The 16,676-nt window shown below is 69.8% G+C and carries 14 protein-coding genes and 1 tRNA gene; 7 read left to right on the top strand and 8 right to left on the bottom strand.

The genetic code is table 11. The annotated features are described in order from the left end of the window. Positions 1-110: 110 nt before the first annotated feature. On the bottom strand, positions 111-374 hold the full coding sequence (locus ACQP2Y_RS00315; protein ID WP_360546788.1) for a cell division protein CrgA: 264 nt from the start codon (positions 372-374) through the stop codon (positions 111-113). Positions 375-542: 168 nt separating this feature from the next. Here ACQP2Y_RS00315 and ACQP2Y_RS00310 point away from each other — a divergent pair, with 168 nt between their 5' ends. The 4 genes from ACQP2Y_RS00310 to ACQP2Y_RS00295 all read left to right on the top strand — a co-directional run bounded on the left by ACQP2Y_RS00310 (position 543) and on the right by ACQP2Y_RS00295 (position 4,980). Then, positions 543-1,352 carry a DUF881 domain-containing protein gene (locus tag ACQP2Y_RS00310; RefSeq protein ID WP_433723457.1) on the top strand — a complete coding sequence of 270 codons (810 nt, stop codon included), beginning with the start codon at positions 543-545 and terminating at the stop codon, positions 1,350-1,352. Positions 1,353-2,647: 1,295 nt separating this feature from the next. After that, positions 2,648-4,030, top strand: a complete 1,383-nt coding sequence (locus tag ACQP2Y_RS00305) for a class E sortase (RefSeq protein WP_433723455.1) — start codon at positions 2,648-2,650, stop codon at positions 4,028-4,030. 9 nt (positions 4,031-4,039) lie between these two features. After that, the gene (locus ACQP2Y_RS00300; protein ID WP_433723453.1) at positions 4,040-4,321 is read left to right on the top strand and encodes a hypothetical protein; all 282 of its coding nucleotides are present in this window, start codon (positions 4,040-4,042) and stop codon (positions 4,319-4,321) included. An 8-nt stretch (positions 4,322-4,329) separates the two neighbouring features. Continuing rightward, positions 4,330-4,980, top strand: coding sequence for an aminodeoxychorismate/anthranilate synthase component II (locus tag ACQP2Y_RS00295; protein ID WP_360813944.1), 651 nt, complete (start codon positions 4,330-4,332; stop codon positions 4,978-4,980). Between the two features lie 59 nt (positions 4,981-5,039). Here the strand turns inward: ACQP2Y_RS00295 and pknB are convergent, their stop codons facing one another. From pknB to ACQP2Y_RS00260, 7 genes are all read right to left on the bottom strand, one after another. Then, entirely contained in the window at positions 5,040-6,842 is a 1,803-nt protein-coding gene (pknB, locus tag ACQP2Y_RS00290; protein WP_433723451.1) for a Stk1 family PASTA domain-containing Ser/Thr kinase, read from the bottom strand. Then, positions 6,839-8,224: a protein kinase domain-containing protein gene (locus ACQP2Y_RS00285; protein ID WP_433723449.1), complete on the bottom strand. Its 1,386-nt coding sequence runs from the start codon at positions 8,222-8,224 to the stop codon at positions 6,839-6,841. Before ACQP2Y_RS00285 ends, pknB begins: the two co-directional genes overlap by 4 nt. A 1-nt stretch (position 8,225) precedes the next feature. After that, on the bottom strand, positions 8,226-9,728 hold the full coding sequence (locus tag ACQP2Y_RS00280; protein WP_433723447.1) for a peptidoglycan D,D-transpeptidase FtsI family protein: 1,503 nt from the start codon (positions 9,726-9,728) through the stop codon (positions 8,226-8,228). Continuing rightward, positions 9,725-11,179, bottom strand: a complete 1,455-nt coding sequence (locus ACQP2Y_RS00275) for an FtsW/RodA/SpoVE family cell cycle protein (RefSeq protein ID WP_433723445.1) — start codon at positions 11,177-11,179, stop codon at positions 9,725-9,727. The genes ACQP2Y_RS00280 and ACQP2Y_RS00275 overlap by 4 nt, the downstream gene beginning before the upstream one ends. Positions 11,180-11,259: 80 nt before the next feature. Beyond that, positions 11,260-12,690, bottom strand: a complete 1,431-nt coding sequence (locus tag ACQP2Y_RS00270; protein WP_433723443.1) for a PP2C family protein-serine/threonine phosphatase — start codon at positions 12,688-12,690, stop codon at positions 11,260-11,262. Next, on the bottom strand, positions 12,687-13,169 hold the full coding sequence (locus ACQP2Y_RS00265) for an FHA domain-containing protein FhaB/FipA (RefSeq protein WP_433723441.1): 483 nt from the start codon (positions 13,167-13,169) through the stop codon (positions 12,687-12,689). Before ACQP2Y_RS00265 ends, ACQP2Y_RS00270 begins: the two co-directional genes overlap by 4 nt. 5 nt (positions 13,170-13,174) lie before the next feature. Next, positions 13,175-13,960 (bottom strand): FhaA domain-containing protein, encoded by a 786-nt coding sequence (locus tag ACQP2Y_RS00260; RefSeq protein ID WP_203769381.1) that lies wholly within the window; start codon positions 13,958-13,960, stop codon positions 13,175-13,177. A gap of 168 nt (positions 13,961-14,128) precedes the next feature. Here ACQP2Y_RS00260 and ACQP2Y_RS00255 point away from each other — a divergent pair. The 3 genes from ACQP2Y_RS00255 (at position 14,129) to ACQP2Y_RS00245 (ending at position 16,397) form a co-directional block, all read left to right on the top strand. Next, positions 14,129-14,211 (top strand) — tRNA-Leu (locus ACQP2Y_RS00255). 309 nt (positions 14,212-14,520) lie between these two features. Beyond that, positions 14,521-15,594: an NAD-dependent epimerase/dehydratase family protein gene (locus ACQP2Y_RS00250; protein ID WP_360828558.1), complete on the top strand. Its 1,074-nt coding sequence runs from the start codon at positions 14,521-14,523 to the stop codon at positions 15,592-15,594. Beyond that, positions 15,594-16,397, top strand: a complete 804-nt coding sequence (locus tag ACQP2Y_RS00245) for a WecB/TagA/CpsF family glycosyltransferase (protein WP_433732410.1) — start codon at positions 15,594-15,596, stop codon at positions 16,395-16,397. Before ACQP2Y_RS00250 ends, ACQP2Y_RS00245 begins: the two co-directional genes overlap by 1 nt. The last annotated feature ends 279 nt before the right edge of the window (positions 16,398-16,676 follow it).

Raw genomic sequence — 16,676 nt, 5'->3', positions numbered from 1 at the left:
GAACGCAGTCGACAGCGCACCCCGCGGCTCGGACGCCGGGGTGCGCTGTCGGACAAATCAGACGCAGATCACGCTACCGCTCGGCCGGGGGCCGCGCGGCAGGAGCGGCACTAGCGCCAGCGGGAGAGGATGCCCAAGGAGGCGACCATGCAGCCGAAGCCGACGAGGAGGTTCCAATACCGCCACGCCTCGACCGGGTACTGCTGCTCCGAGAGGTAGTACACCACCAGCCAGGAGATGCCGAAGACGATCAGCGCGACCGCCGTGATGGGCAGCCACACCGGACTCGGCTTCTTCGACGCCGCCGTCCCGGACGGACGAATGTCCGTCGGCGGGGTGTAGACCTTCTTCTTTCGAACCTGTGACTTCGGCACGGTGCTCTCCTGAGGGCAACAAGTGGTGAACAACCCACCCCTGAGCGGCTCCGGGGACCCCGAAAGCTGCCCGTGGCGAATACTGTTCGATAGCTAGCGTAGTCAAGGCGGCGCGCGCGCAGGCACCCGCCGGTGCGTTTTTCGGCCGAGCCAGGGAGGACAACCGACGTGGAGTACACCACGGGGGCGCCCTCGTGGCGACTTGTCCTGCGACGAGCCCTTGGCGGACTACGTCCCCGTCGCAGGGCTCAACGGCAGCGCGGATGGTCGGTCGCGGTCCCACTGATCGGACTGGCGGCCGGTCTGTTGTTCACCACATCGGCGACAACAGCGGACGGCACCTCCCTGCGCGACGACCGCCGGCCGCAGCTCGCCCAGCTCATCGCGGACAAGCGCACCCGGCTCGAGGACCGCGAGAAAAAGGCCGCTGACCTGCGCGCGGCCGTCGACCAGGACGCGGCCCGGCTGGCCAACGTCGACGAACCGGTCAAGCGGGCCCGGCAGCGCGCGGACGCGATGCGCGGAGGCGCGGGCTTCACCGCCCTGCACGGCCCCGGCGTCACGGTCATCCTCAACGACTCCCCGCAGCGGACCACCGGCACCGGCACGGACGCCCCGGAGAACGACGACCTCGTCGTCCACCAGGGTGACGTCCAGGCGGTGGTGAACGCATTGTGGGCAGGTGGGGCCGAGGCAATGGCGATCATGGATGTCCGCGTCATCTCCACGAGCGCGGTACGCTGTGTCGGCAACACGCTGCTGCTCCACGGGCAGGTCTTCTCGCCGCCGTTCAAGATCACGGCGATCGGCGAACCCACGGCGATGCATCGCGCGTTGGAGTCCGCAGAGGGAGTCCAGCAATTCCGTACGGCAGTGGCGGACTTCGGACTCGGCTATCAGGAAACCGTCGAGAGGAACGTGACTGTGCGGGCGTACGACGGGTCGAGTGACCTCCGATCCGCCGAGGCCACGGAGTGATGGAAGCGTCGGACGCCCAGCAGGCTGCGGCGAACTCCGGTCGGCACCGCGCTCCCGACGGCGACGCGCAGACTGCCTTCATTCCCCGGATCACGGACGCTTCGCCGGACGGCGTACCCGGTGGGCCTTTGGACCCGCCGCCCAGCTTGGGGCCGGCAGCGCCTTGGGCCGCGCCTGGTGGTCCGGTTGTCCAGACACATCCGACTTCGCCTGTGCAGGGGCCCTCAGTGGCCGCTCAGGCTCCGGCGTCGCCTGGTCCGTCCTTTCCGGCACCTGAGGGTCCTGGGGGCGCTGCTGGGGCTGCTGGGGCTGTTTCGGCGGCCGATACTGCTGTGCTGCTGGGTGAGGCGGCTTCGGGGGCGGTTGATCCGGTGGTTGCTCGGGCTGCTGCGGCTGCTCGGGCTGCGGCCCGGACCGGTGGCGTGCCGGTGGTGGGTAGTCCCGCGGGTAGAACGGATAGCTCGCCGGTGGTGGGCCGTGCTGCTGATGTTGCGGGTCGGACCGATAGTTCGCCGGTGATTGCCAGTGCGGCGGCTGTTGTTCCTCCGCCGCCTGTGGTGCCGGCGACCGCGTCTCCTGGCTTTGATTTCTTCGCGGCTGCGGCTGAGGAGGCTCGGGTCGCTCGGGAATCGGCGCAGGCAGCGGGTGGCGGCTTCGCGGGGCCGGAGATTGCAGCGCCGCCGAGCGCTCCGAACGGCTTTGCTCCGGCGGCGGCCGGCCCAGCGGTAAGTGAGTTTGCGCGGCCGCGCGAGTCTGCGCCGGAGTTCGCGAGCCCCCGCGAGGTGGACGGTCAGCGTTCCGCCGGGGTTGCCGCGCCCAGTGACTATGCCCGGCCCGTCAGCGGCGCCACCGGCGGAAACGACTTCGCGCGGCCCGACGGCAGCGCTCCCGCCGCAAGCGACTTTGCGCGACCGACCAGCGCATTCCCCGCTAACGACTTCGCACGGCCCAACGGCAGCGCACCCGCCGCAAGCGACTTCGCACGGCCGAGCAGCGCGAACGGCTTCGGGCGGGCGCTGGGTGACGCTGCCGAGGATTTCCGCCCTGTCAGCGGCTCGGCGTCCGCTGCGGCTGCCGTCCGGCCCACCAGCAACGCCCCTTACTCTCCGCCCGACGGCTTCGACCAGCCCCGCAGCCCGGGCCGGCGTTCGGCCCACGGCCAGGAGAACGACGTCTACCCGACGCCGACCAGCAGCTACCGCAGCCCACTCGCCGAGGACGGACGACCCGGCCGTCCCGAAGGCCAGCCGGCGAACGAATACGCCTCACCACGCCGCGCAGCAGCCGACGAAGCCATGCCCCGCCGCGCAGCCACTGAGGAAGCCGCCCCGCGTCGCACAGCCGCCGACGAGGCCATGCCGCGCCGGACGTACCCCGACAGCTTCAGCCGGGCGAACGGCCTGGACCCGAGGCCAGCCGACGCCTACCCCCAGGACGCGGGCCACGCCGAGGCGGCGAACGGCTTCGGCCGCCGCGCCGGCCAGACGCCCCCCGGCACGGACCAGCAGCTCCCGAACGCCGCTGGGCGGGATCGGCTCGGCACCCCCTCGGTGGCGGACGCCTTCCGTTCTCGCAGCGAGCGCCGAGCCGTCCCGGACAGCAGGCGCAGCGCCCGCGAGCAGGACGGTCATGAGGTGCTCGGCAGTGGTGCGCTTCCGCCGCGTCAGGGTCAGGACCCGTCGGCCACCGCAATCATTCGTACCGCGGATGCGCCGACCGGTCTGCTTCCGTCGGTCCGGCCCAAGGTCAGTTCCAAGTCGGCCACGGATGTGAGCAGCTCTGTGCGTACCCCTCTGCCCGGCGGGTCCGGCACCGTCGGTGCCGCTTCCGTCGCTGCTGCCGCGGCCGCCGCCGCTGCCGATCCTGATCTCGATGACGGCGCGGCGGACGACGCCAAGCCGCGGCGGGGTGAGAAGGTCGTCAAGTTGCGGCCCGAGCAGACCGACGAGGGTTACAAGAGCGTGTATTCCGAGCTGACCCGTCCGACGCTGGGTTCGCGGATCCGGTCCGCGGTGCGGGTCTCCGGCGAGCTGATGATCACCTTCGGGTTGATCGTGCTGCTGTTCGCCGGGTACGAGGTGTTCGGCAACTCGGCCAAGGTCGACAACGAGCAGGACACCCTCGCCACCGAGCTCGACGACCAGTGGAACGATCCGACCGTCGCGCCGAGCACGCCGGTCAAGGCCGCGCCGGCCGCGCCCGGGAAGGACCTGGTCGGGCGGCTCTACATTCCCAAGCTGGGCAAGCAGTGGGTCGTTGTCAACGGGGTGCGGCCGCAGGACATCCGGTACGCCCCCGGGCACTACCCGGATACCGCGGAGCCCGGCGAGATCGGCAACTTCTCGGTGGCCGGCCACCGGATCCGCAAGATCTTCTGGCGGCTCGACGAGCTCAAGCCCGGTGATGTGATCGGCGTCGAGACCCGCACCAACTGGTACGTCTACAAGGTCAGCGAGAGCGTGGTCGTCAAGCCCAGCGCCGTCGAGGTGGTGGCCCCGGTCCCGGGCAAGCCCAAGGCCAAGGCGACCAAGGCGATGCTCACGCTGACCACCTGCAACCCGAAGTTCAACAACTACGAGCGGCTCATCGTGCACGCCGAGCTGGTCGACACGGTCAAGCGGGACGCGTCGCTGCCCAGCGCCGGGCGGCCCGCCGACATCGGCAAGACGAAGGCATAGGGGGTAGCGATGTATGCCTGGATCTGGCGCAAGCTGCCCTTCGGCCTGTGGGGCAAGCTGACCGGTTCCCTCGCGCTGGTCACGATGGTCGGCGCGCTGCTCTGGTACGTCGTCTTCCCGTGGGCCACGCCGTTGCTGCCGTTCGACGACGTGCAGGTGAGCACGGGCACCGAGCAGAACGGCTCGGCCGAGCAGGACCCGAACGCGGTGCCGGGCGACGACTCGCTGCTGGGACCCGACGAGATCCCGTACAACGAGCACACCAACAATCCCCACCCGTCGGCCAGCTAGGTGGTCCCGTGCGCATCCTCGTGATCGACAACTACGACTCGTTCGTCTTCAACCTGGTGCAGTATCTGGGTCAGCTGGGTGCCGAGTGCGAGGTCCGGCGCAACGACGAGATCACCGTGGCCGACGTCGCCGGCTTCGGCGCCGCCGGGGTGCTGCTCTCGCCCGGGCCGGGCACGCCGGAGCGCGCCGGCATCATGATGGACGTCATTCAGGAGTACGCGGGCAAGCTGCCCATGTTCGGCGTCTGCCTCGGCCACCAGGCGATCGGCGCGGCGTTCGGTGGCACCGTCACCCGCGCCCCGGAGCTGCTGCACGGCAAGACTTCCACGGTGCAGCACAAGGGCACCGGCGTCCTGGCCGGCCTGCCCGATCCGTTCACCGCGACCCGCTACCACTCGCTGGCCGTCCTCCCGGAGACCCTCCCGGAGGAGATCGAGGTGACCGGCTGGACCGAGTCCGGCGTGGTCATGGCGATGCGGCACCGCACCCTGCCGATCGAGGGCGTGCAGTTCCACCCCGAGTCGGTGCTGACCGAGGGCGGCCACACCATGCTGGCCAACTGGCTCGCTTCCTGCGGCCTGCCGGAGGCTCTGGACCGGGCCCCCGAGCTCGCCGCCGAGGTGGAGAGCCGCCGGCGCTCGGCCTTCGCCACCGCCTGAGCCGTCCCGCACAACCAGAAAGCCCGGGCGCGGGTTCGCGTCCGGGCTTCCCTGTGTGCTCAGTTGAGCAGGCCGCCGACCGTACCGGTGCCCGTGCCGCCGCCGTCGCCGCCCGGCGGGTTCGGGATGTCCGGGTCCGGGGAACCCGAGTCGTCCGGGTTCGGTTCCTGCTCGGCGATCACGGTCAGAGTGATCTGGGTGTCCTTGGGCTTCTTCTGCTTGCCGTTCGGGGTCTGGTCGACGACCTGACCCGGCGTGCCCTGCTGGTTCGAGGGCTCGACCTCGATGTTGGTGAAGCCCTTCTGCTGGAGCAGCGCCTTGGCCACTTCCTCGGTCTTGCCGACCACCGACGGCACCTCGACCAGGTTGCCCTTGGAGATCTTGACGGTGATGGTCGTGCCGGGCTTGACCTTCTCGCCCTCTTTCTCGACCGAGATGACCCGGCCGCCTTCCGCGTCGCTGTCGACCTCCTGGAAGTCGGCCTTGAGGTTGGCCTCACGCAGCGCCTCCGCGGCCACCTCCCGGCTGCTGCCGCGCAGGTTGCTGGGCACCCGGGTGTCCTCCGGGCTGACGCACATGGTGAGAGTGATCTGCGTGTTGACCGGGACCGTCTGGGCCGGACTCGGCGACTGCTTCTCGACCTTCTTCTTGCAGTCGTCAGTCGTGACGGGATCGCCGACCGTGACGTCCTGGAAGCCCGCCGCGGTGAGCTTCGCCTTGGCCTCGTTCTCCGACAGGCCCTCGACCTTCGGCACTGCCGCGCTCGCGATGGGGTCGGGCTCGTCGTCCTTGTTCTGCGACAGGACCAGGCCGATGCCCAGCGCCACGACCGCGAGCACACCCAGGGCGGCGAGGACCGCCATCACCCAGGACGAGGTCTTGCGTTCCGGTGGCTGCGGGCCGCGCGGGCCCACGCCGGCCGGGATCGCCCGGGTCATCGCCGTCTGCTGGCGCATCGGCGGCCCGGACATCGCCATCGTCTCGGCCTCGGACATCACCGGGGTGGCCATGACCGGGCGCCCGGCGACCGCGCGCAGGGCGTCGGCCCGCATCTCCTGCGCGCTCTGGTAGCGGTTCAGCGGGTTCTTGGCCAGCGCCTTGAGCACGATCGCGTCGACGTCCGGCGGGACCTCGCGGTTGATGTCGCTGGGTGCCTTCGGGTCCTCGCGGACGTGCTGGTACGCCACGCTGACCGGGCTGTCCCCGACGAACGGCGGGTGCCCGACCAGGAGCTCGAACAGCACACAACCGGCGGCGTACACATCGGAGCGGGCGTCGACGGACTCGCCACGCGCCTGCTCGGGGGAGAGGTACTGCGCCGTACCGATGACCGCGCTGGTCTGGGTCATCGTGGTGGCCCCGCTGGCCAGAGCCCGGGCGATGCCGAAGTCCATGACCTTGACCTGGCCGCCCTGGGTGATCATCACGTTGCCGGGCTTGATGTCCCGGTGGATGATCCCGTGCCGGTGGCTGAACTCCAGCGCGGCGCAGATGTCGGCGATGGTCTCCAGGGCCCGGCGCGGCTGGAGCCGCTGCTCGGCCGCCAGGACCTCCTTGAGCGTCCGGCCGTTGACGAACTCCATGACGATGAACGGCTGCTTCTCGCCGGCCGCGGACACCTCTTCACCGGTGTCGTAGACGGCCACGATCGCCGGGTGGTTGAGGGCGGCGGAGTTCTGCGCCTCCCGGCGGAACCGCTCCTGGAAAGTGGCATCGCGGGCCAGGTCGGTACGCAGCATCTTGATCGCGACGTCCCGGCCGAGGCGGAGGTCACGGCCCTTGTGCACCTCGGCCATGCCGCCGTAGCCGAGCAGCTCGCCGACCTGGTACCTGCCACCGAGCAGGCGGGCCTGCGCCGTCATAGCGTCTGTCGTCCTTCGGTCGCATGGTTCAGACTGAGGGGAGCCGCAGCCTGCTTCGTAAGACGGTACGACGCCACCGGCGCCCGTGGGTCAGCCGAGCCCGCCTGCACGACCGTGGCACGCGGACCGCCCCCACCCATCGCGCCGTTCTGGCCCTGCTTGAGCAGGAACGAGATCACACCGGCACACAGCAGGACAAGCAGGGCCAGCACAACGGCGAGGACGATCAGCACCTGCCGTCCACCGGAACCCTCCGGCTGCTTGCCGCCCGGCATCGGCTGCTGCATCGGCGGTGCCGAGGGATGCCTGTACGGGGGCTGTCCGGACGGCACGGAGGCCGCACCACGCGCCTGAGCCCCGGAGACCGGCCGCGGGACCGGCGGATACGGCGGGCGGGCCTGCCCGGAGACCGGATGTCCGGGCGGGCCGGAAGCGGGAGCGCCGGAGTGCGGCCGGTTGGCCACCACCGGGCCACCGGACTGCGGCCTGTTCATCGCCGGGCCACCCGACTGCGGACGGCCGGCGGGCGCGGAGCCGTTCACGGCCGGCTGCTGCACCTGGGTGGTGAGCGACGAGGCGGCCTGGCGGGCCACCGCGGCCATCGCCGAAGCGGTGGGCCAGCGCGCACCCGGATCCTTGGCCAGGGCGCGGTCCACGATGGCGCGCACGGCCGGCGGGATGTCGGCCGGCAGCGGTCGCGGGGTGTCCCGGACGTGCTTCATGGCGATCTCGATCGGGGTGGCGCCGTCGAACGGCCGGTGGCCGGAGAGGCACTGGTAGGCGACCACGCCGAGGGCGTACACATCGGAGGCGGCCGTGGCGACCGCGCCCGAGGCCTGCTCCGGGGAGATGTAGGACGCCGTGCCGAGCACCGAACCGGCCACGGTGAGCTGCCCGACCAGGGCGGACCGGGCGATGCCGAAGTCGGTGAGCACCAGCGTGCCGTTCGGGCGTACCAGAAGATTGCCGGGCTTGACGTCGCGGTGCACGATGCCGTTCGCGTGCGCGGCCTGCAGGGCGTCGGCGGCCTGCGCGACCAGCGCCATGGTCCGCGCCGGCGTCAGCCGGCCGACCCGGCTCAGGGTGCGCGACAGGGCGTCGCCCTCCACGTATTCCATGACCAGGAACGCGAGCTGCTGGTCGCTGCCGTAGTCGTAGACGTCGACCACGCCGGGGTGGTTGATCGTGGCCATGGTCCGGGCCTCGCCGCGGAACCGCTCGGCGAAGCCGGGCTCGTCCAGCAGGGCCGGGAGCAGGATCTTGACGGCGACGGTCCGGCCCAGCACCTCGTCGGTGCCACGCCACACGTCACCCATGCCACCGCCGGCGATCCGCTCGTCCAAGCGGTACCGGCCGCCGAGGGTGACCCCAGGGCTGATCATGTCAGTCCCCTCCCCGGCCCGCCGCGGCCTTCATGATGAGCCCGGCGATCCGGGCCGCCTCGGCGCTCGGGTGATCGCCAGGCACGTTCTCCAGCATGACGCAGACAGCTGAGACTGCCTCACCCTTGTCGTTGAAGGCGAATCCGATGAACCAGCCGTGGTTGTCGGCGCCGGTCGCGTTCTGCGCCGTACCGGTCTTGCCGCCGACTTCGAAGCCGCTGATCTTGGCCCGCCGGCCGGTGCCGTTCTCGACGACACTGACCATCATCTCGCGCAGGTCCTTGGCGACGTCCCCGCTGACCGGCGTGCGCAGCGTCTCCGGGGCGGCGTTGTAGATCGGCCGCCGGTCGGGGCTGAGCAGCTGCTGGACCAGGTACGGCCGCATCTGCCGGCCGTCGTTGGCCACCGCGGCGGCGATCATCGCGCCCTGCAGGGTCGTCATCCGGACATCCTTCTGCCCGATCGACGACTGGGCGAGCCCGGCCTGGTCGATGCTGCCGTCCGGGTTCTTGATCTCACCGGTACGGCTGGCCGCGACCGGCAGCCCCGAGCCCTTGAGGTTGCCGACCGTCAGGTCGTCCTGCTCGAAGCCCCAGTCCCGGGCCGCCTTCTTGACCTTGTCGCCGCCGAGCTTGACGCCCAGCTGCGCGTAGCCGGTGTTGCAGCTGTCGGTCAGCGCCTCCTTGAGGGTGACCTGCGCGCCGGGGCAGGTCTGGTCCTCGGAGTTGCGGATCGGAGCGCCGGAGCCGGGCGCGGTGTAGCTCTGCCCGGCCGGGATCTCGGTGCTCTGGTCGTAGCCGTTCTGCAGGGCCGCGGCCGAGATGATCACCTTGAAGGTGGACCCGGGCGGGTAGGTCTCGGACAGCGCGCGGTTGAGCAGCGGCTTGTCCTTGTCCCCGTTCAGCTTCTTGTACGCCGCGGCGGCCGCGTCGACATCGTGGCTGGCCAGCGGATTCGGGTCGAAGCTGGGGAACGAGGCGAGCGCCTGGATTGCGCCGGTGCGCGGGTCGATCGCGACCGCCGACCCCTTCTTGGCGCCACCCTGGTTGTTCGTGAGCTGCTTCCAGGCCGTTTCCTGGGCCTTGGTCTTGATCGACAGCACCACGTTGCCGCCGCCGCTCTTGTCCCCCGTGAACATGGCGCTGACCCGGTCGGCGAAGAGCTTGTCGCTGGCGCCGGAGAGGAACTCGTCCTCGGTGCGCTCGATGCCGACCTCGGCGATGTTCACCGGCTTGTAGCCGACGATCGGGGCGTAGACCTGCTTCTCCGGATACTGCCGGAGGTACTTGAGCTCGTCGTCGGTCAGTTTGTTCTGGGCGAGCGCCTGGCCGTCCGCCTCGATGACCCCGCGCGGCACCTCGTACTCCGCGACCTGGACCCGGCCGTTGTAGTCGCTGGTGCGGTACGCGTCGGCCTTGTAACCCTGAACCCAGTTCAGGTTGGCGAAGAGCAGGCCGAACAGGACGAGGATGACCACGCCGGCCTTGCGCAGGGGTGCGTTCACGGCTTGATCACCTCCGTCATGGCGCCGTGCAGCTGGGCGGGCGGTTGCTTCGGTCCACCGGACGCGGGCGTCGGGCCACCGCTCGCGGGTCTGCGGCCGGCGTCGGAGATCCGCAGCAACATCGCGATGAGCAGCCAGTTCGCCATGAGCGACGAACCACCGGCGGACAGGAAGGGCGTCGTCTGACCGGTCAGCGGGATCAGCCCGGTGATGCCACCAAGGATGACGAAGACCTGCAAACCCAGGGTGAACGCCAGGCCACCGGCGACCAGCTTGCCGAACGAGTCGCGTACGCCCAGGGCCGCCCGCAGGCCGCGCTCGACGATCAGCAGGTAGCAGATCAGCAGCGCGGAGAGGCCGAAGAGGCCGATCTCCTCACCCATGCCGGCGAAGATGAAGTCGGTGCGGACCTCGGGCACCTTGCTCGGCGAGCCGGCTCCGGGGCCGGTGCCGAACAGGCCACCGGTGCCCAGGCCCAGCAGACTCTGCACGAGCTGATAGCTGCCGCCGAGGCGGTTGTAGTTCTCGGCGGCGAACGGGTCGAGCCAGACCGTGGCGCGGTCGTAGAAGTTGGCGAACGGGCCGCCGACCGACGCGCCGAGCAGGTACGCCACGTAGACGCCGCCGAAGAACATCACCAGGCCGATGATCAGCCAGCTGACCCGTTCGGTGGCGACGTAGAGCGTGACCACGAACAGGCCGAAGTAGAGCAGGGCCGTGCCGAGGTCCTTCTCGAAGACGAGCACGAGCAGGGAGAGCATCCACACCGTGATGACCGGACCGAGGTCGCGGCCGCGTGGGAAGTCGATGCCGAGCACCCGGCGGCTGGCCAGCGAGAGCACCTCCCGCTTGCGGACCAGGTAGTACGCGAAGAAAGAGACCAGGGCCAGCTTGGCGAACTCACCGGGCTGGATCGAGAACGACCCGATCCGGATCCACAGCCGGGCCCCGTTGATCTCCGAGATGCTGGCCGGCAGCACCGCCGGGATCATCACCAGCACGATGCCGACCAGGCCCAGGGTGTACGCGTACCGGGAGACCGTCTTGTGGTCGCGGACCACGATCAGCAGCACCGCGGCCAGCACCAGGGCGGCCAGCGTCCAGGCGAGCTGACGGCCACCGACCCCGGCGAAGATGCCCGGCTCGGGCTGCTTCTGCGCGATCGACCGGGCCAGGTCGAGCCGGCGCAGGAAGCCGACTCCGAGGCCGTTGATCAGCGCCACAGTGGGGATCAGCACCGGGTCGGCGTACAGCGCGGTGAAGCGGACCACCAGGTGCAGGGCGACGAACAGGACACTCAGCAACGCGGCCGGCACCCAGAACGTCGGCGTGATCTTGTCGAACTGGTTGGACTCGACGATGGCGCCGTACGCGGCCACGATGCTCATCGCCAGCGCGAGCAGACCCAGCTCCGCGTTGCGCCCGGTCTTCGTGCCCGGGACACGGGGCATCTCACCCGTGGTCGCGGGTGTGGGAGCCGGAAGGGCGGGCGCGGTCAAGAAAGGGTCCCCAGACTTCGGTGAGCGGACGCTCAGTCGACGGGCCGGCACCCGACCGGGTCGACGACCGGCGGGGCAGACTCCGAAGGCAGGGCGTCCGGCGTGATGGTGGGCGCGAGAGCCGGCGCCGACGAGGAGGTGGGCCGGCCGGGAGACGACGTCTTCCCGACCGCGGACGGCGTGCCGGACGGGGTCACCGGCTCCGACACCGTCGGCGCGGCGCTGCCGGCCACGCAGATCGGCTTCAGGTTGGGGTTGGACGGCTCGTCGCTGGTCAGCTCCTGCAGCATCCGCCGGGCGTCAGGCTGATCGGCCGCGTGGATGCCCTGCTTGACCCGGTCCTGGGCGACCGAGGTGAGGTCGTCCAGGCGAGCCGTACTGGTCTCGTTGACACTGGAGAGGTCGAGGCCGGCGATCTGGCCGGGCACGCCGCGGAAGATCGCGAGCTGGCCCTGCTCGGTGGCGCCGACGTAATACTGCTTCTGGGTGTACTGCCAGCCCAGATAGAGGCCGCCGCCGAGGATGCCGAGCAGCACGAGCAGCAAGAGGCTCGTGCGGACCGGGTGCCTCTTCGGCTGCGGCTCCGGCTCGTCCCGGTCGTACGGCGGGCCGGAAGGCTGCGCGGGCCGCGGGGGCGCCTGCAGAGCCGCCGCGCGGGCAGCAGCACTGGAAGCGTCCGCGACGGTCGAGTTACCGCGGTCGCGGGCGGCCGCGCCGCCGACGATCGGGGCCTGCTCGACGATGTCCGCGTCGGTCGCGTCGGCGACCACCACGGTGATGTTGTCCGGGCCGCCACCGCGCAACGCGAGCTGCACGAGCCGCTCGACGCACGCCTGCGGATCCTTGATGTCGCGCATGCTCTCGCCGATGGTCTCGGCACTGACCACGCCGGAGAGCCCGTCGCTGCAGATGAGATAGCGGTCGCCCTTGAGGACCTGGCGGACCGAATACTCCGGATCGATGTCCCGGCCGTCGAGCGCCCGGGTGAGCAGCGACCGCTGCGGGTGGCTGCTCGCCTCCTCCGGGCTGATCCGGCCCTCGTCCACCAGCATCTGGACGTAGGTGTCGTCCTTGGTGATCTGGGCGAACTCACCCTGGCGCACCATGTAGGCGCGCGAGTCGCCGATGTGCACCATGCCGATCTTGCTGCCGGAGAAGAGCACCGCGGTCAGCGTGGTGCCCATCCCCTCCAGATGCGGATTGGCGTCGACGGTGTCGCGCAGGGTCTGGTTGGCCGTGCCCACGGCATGCCGGAGGGCGTCGACCAGCGCATCGCCGGGGACGTCCTCGTCGAGCGGAGCCATGGCCGCGATGACGATGTTGCTGGCGACGTCACCGGCGGCCATGCCGCCCATGCCGTCGGCGACGGCAAGGAGCCGCGGTCCGGCGTAGACGGAGTCTTGGTTTCCGTCTCGGATCAGACCGCGGTCGCTCTGGGCGGCGTAGCGCAGGGTCAGGGTCATGGCCGTAACTCGAGTGAAGTGCGGCCGATCCGGATCGGCACGCCAAGGGGGACGGGAGTAGGTCCGGAGACCTTACCGCGATCGAGATAGGTGCCGTTCGTCGAGCCGAGGTCCTCGACGAACCACGAACCGTCCCGCGGTACGAGCCGGGCGTGCCGGGCCGACGCGAAGTCGTCCGTGATGACCAGCGTCGAGTCCTCCGCACGTCCGATAGTGATCTGAGCCTCACCCAGAGTGATCCTGGTGCCGGCCAGCTGACCGGCTGTCACCACGAGCTGCCGGGCAGCCTTGCCCCGCTTCGCCTTCGCCGGCCGGCCCTGCGGCACCACGCCACCCACCCCTCGGGGCGAGGCGACGAGACTCTTGGACCGGACCCCGGCGAAGAGATCCTTACGGATGACTCCCACCACCGTGAACACGAAGATCCACAGCAGTATCAGGAAGCCGAAGCGGGCGACGGTGAGGACAAATTCTGGCAAGGTGCCTAGCCGTCCACTCGGAACGTGAGGGTGGTCGTCCCCAACTGGATCATGTCGCCCGGGTTGAGCGCCACGGCCGATACGCGCTGGCCGTTGACCATCGTGCCGTTCGTCGAGCCCAGGTCGGTCAGCACGACCTGGCTGCCGTCATAGTCGAGCCGGGCGTGGCGCCGGGAGATCCCGACATCCGGCAGACGCAGATTCGCCTGGTCCCCACGGCCGATGACCGTCGAGCCCATCTGCAACGGATAAGTGCGGCCGTCACCGGAGACCAGGCCGACATTGCGGCCGTTGTGCCCCCCGTGCGGCGGATACCCGCCCTGCTGCTGGTCGTACGGCGAATACGCCGGCGCAGCGTCATAGGCGGGCTGTTGCACAGGCGCGACCTCGCCGCCGGTGTACACCTCCGCTGTGACACGGAACATGCCGGTATCGAGCCCGTCCCCGCGCTCGATCTCGACGATGACGTCGCCATAGACCGTCCAGGCCTGCTCACCGATGAACTCCGCCTGCGACTGGGCCAGCTCCTGGGCCAGTGCGGCGGCATACGGTGCCAGCCTGCTGTGGTCGTACGGCGAGAGATCGATCACGTAGCGGTTGGGCACCAAGGTGCGACCACCAGCGAGGATAGCCTTGTGCGCCTCGGCCTCCCGCTGCATGGCATTAAGAATCTCCACCGGGTGCACGACACCCTTGAACACCTTCGCGAAGGCACCCTCGACCAGGCCTTCCAACCGCTTCTCAAAGCGCTGCAGCACGCTCACCGGCTCCTCCTCGGGTTCCGAGGACATGATGGTATCCGGCCGCCGCTTCCGCATCTCTGCGAAGAGCAACCGGTCGCTCCTGACCCTCGTATTGCGGCCCCTGACGCCGTGCTAGTCTTCCCTGGCGCCAAGGGCAGTATCTGCTCGCGGTGTAACGAGGGACAGCGTAGTCTGTTCCGGCTAACTGAATGCCACGGGGATGTGGCGGAATGGCAGACGCGCACGGTTCAGGTCCGTGTGTCCGAAAGGACGTGGGGGTTCAACTCCCCCCATCCCCACCCGATCACCTGGTCGCCCTCTGTCCGCGGAACGCGCGGACCGGGGGCGATCGGCATATCTGCTCCGGGGGCCGAGCCCCCGGAAGCCCCGCGTTGCGATGGGCACGGTGAGTGATCTTGTCGCGCTGGCCGGGAGCTCGCCTCGCTTCGCTCGGCATCGGGGTCCCTGTTTCCTACCCCTCCCCTTCTTCTCCTCCTTCTCTTCTCCTGGGTTTGTGCCTTGCTCCTTTGGGTGACAGCGGAGCGTGAGGGGGGTGGCGTTATGCTCTCGACTGGTTTTGCCCCCGAGACCTCTGGGAGAGTTTGCTCGTGGCCGTCGCCCTGGTAACTGGATCAGGTGGTCTCATCGGCTCTGAGGCGGTTCGGCACTTTGCCGGGCTGGGCCTTGATGTCGTCGGGATCGACAACGACATGCGGCAGGAGTTCTTCGGCGCGGAGGCGTCGACGGCCTGGAACGTGCAGCAGCTCACCGCGGACCTCGGGACGGCGTACTCGCACCACGGGGTCGACATCCGGGACCGCGACGCACTGTCGCGAATCTTCCAGCGGTACGGCAAGGACATCGCGGTCGTCATCCACACCGCGGCACAGCCGTCGCACGACTGGGCCGTGCGGGACCCGTTCACCGACTTCGACGTGAACGCCGGCGGCACCCTCAACCTGCTGCAGAACACCCGCGAGCACTGCATCGACGCGGCCTTCATCCACTGCTCCACCAACAAGGTGTACGGCGACACCCCGAACCGGCTCCCGCTGATCGAGCAGGAGACCCGCTGGGAGATCGACCCGGCCCACCCGTACGCCGACGGCATCACCGAGGACATGTCGATCGACCAGTGCCTGCACTCGGTCTTCGGCGCCTCGAAGGTCGCCGCCGACGTGATGGCCCAGGAGTACGGCCGCTACTTCGGCATGAAGACAGCGATCTTCCGCGGCGGCACCCTCACCGGGCCGGCCCACTCGGCGACCGAGCTGCACGGCTTCCTCGGCTACGTGATGCGGGCCAACATGGAACGGCGGCTCTACCGGATCTTCGGCTACAAGGGCAAGCAGGTCCGCGACGCCATCCACAGCCACGACGTGCTCAGCGCGTTCGAGGCCTTCTTCCGCAACCCCCGCTCGGCGGCGGTCTACAACCTCGGCGGCGGCCGGCACTCGAACTGCTCCAACCTCGAGGCCTTCGCCATGGCGGAGAAGATCAGCGGCACCGAGATGGTCACCGAGTACGTCGACGACAACCGGATCGGCGACCACCAGTGGTGGATCGGCTCGATGGCGGCCTTCCAGGCGGACTACCCGCAGTGGAAGCAGGTCTACGACGTCCCGATGATCCTCCAGGAGATCTACGAGGCCAACGTCGACAAGTGGGTGCCCCAGCCGTGATCGCCCAGGGCAAGAAGAACGTCCTCGGCGTGCTCGTCGACGCGGTGGACTACGACGCCGCCGTGGCCCAGATCCTCGACGCCGCCCGCGAACGCCGCCACTACGCCGTCACCGCGCTCGCCGTGCACGGGGTCATGACCGGCGTGCAGGACAAGGCGCACAACGCCCGGCTCAACTCGTTCGACCTGGTCACGCCGGACGGGCAGCCGGTCCGCGGCGCGCTCAACCTGCTGCACCACGCCGGCCTGACCGACCGGGTCTACGGCCCCGAGCTCACCCTGCGCGTGCTGCGCCAGGCCGCGGCCGAGGGCCTGCCGGTCTACCTGTACGGCTCCACGGAACCGACCCTCAGCAAGCTCGTGCCGGCACTGGAGCGGATGTTCCCGGCGCTGAAGATCGCCGGGGTCGAGGCGTCGAAGTTCCGCGCCGCCCAGCCCGGCGAGGACGTGGAGATCGCGGACCGGATCAAGGCGTCGGGCGCGCGGATCGTGCTGGTCGGGCTCGGCTGCCCACGCCAGGAGATCTTCACGTACGCGATGCGCCCGCTCCTCGACATGCCGCTGCTCGCCGTCGGGGCGGCCTTCGACTACCACGCCGGGCTGTTGAAGAACCCGCCCGCGTGGATGCAGAAGTACGCCCTCGAGTGGCTCTGGCGCCTCGGGCTGGAGCCCAAGCGGCTGTGGAGGCGTTACATCCTGCTGAACCCGGCCTACCTGTCCCGGCTGGCCGTGCAGAAGCTCGGCCTGTGGAAGGCGACGCCGCCCGCGCCGGCCACCGAGCCGGTCCAGACGTTCGCGGTCTGAGCTGTCCCAAGGGCTCGAAGCGGTCGGCCCGGGCGGTGCCGGGGTCTCACGGCGTCGCCGCCGGAAACCCCGGCCGACCTCCCCAGGTCGAACCCGTGGCCGGCACCGATGCATCGGTGCCGTCTGGCACCCGACACTAGGACACCGGTCACGGCTGCAACAGGGGGCATTGTCCCCTTCGCCCATTGGGATGAGTTCGCTTCGTAAAAGGGCGCTCACGCAAAGTCACGAGCGCACCCCTACGGGTTGACCGTCCGGGCATATCCCGGTTTTGCCGCT

Source organism: Actinoplanes sp. CA-051413, from assembly GCF_050955795.1.
Lineage (GTDB): Bacteria > Actinomycetota > Actinomycetes > Mycobacteriales > Micromonosporaceae > Actinoplanes.
Note: the sequence above shows the minus strand (reverse complement) of the source record. Positions and strands in the feature narration are given on the sequence as shown.

Coding starts and splice junctions, on each gene's coding strand:
- ACQP2Y_RS00305 (WP_433723455.1), top strand. CDS start 2,648: ATGCCCCGCCGCGCAGCCACTGAGGAAGCCGCCCCGCGTCGCACAGCC.
- ACQP2Y_RS00300 (WP_433723453.1), top strand. CDS start 4,040: ATGTATGCCTGGATCTGGCGCAAGCTGCCCTTCGGCCTGTGGGGCAAG.
- pknB (WP_433723451.1), bottom strand. CDS start 6,842: ATGACGGCGCAGGCCCGCCTGCTCGGTGGCAGGTACCAGGTCGGCGAG.
- ACQP2Y_RS00285 (WP_433723449.1), bottom strand. CDS start 8,224: ATGATCAGCCCTGGGGTCACCCTCGGCGGCCGGTACCGCTTGGACGAG.
- ACQP2Y_RS00275 (WP_433723445.1), bottom strand. CDS start 11,179: ATGCCCCGTGTCCCGGGCACGAAGACCGGGCGCAACGCGGAGCTGGGT.
- ACQP2Y_RS00270 (WP_433723443.1), bottom strand. CDS start 12,690: ATGACCCTGACCCTGCGCTACGCCGCCCAGAGCGACCGCGGTCTGATC.
- ACQP2Y_RS00260 (WP_203769381.1), bottom strand. CDS start 13,960: ATGTCCTCGGAACCCGAGGAGGAGCCGGTGAGCGTGCTGCAGCGCTTT.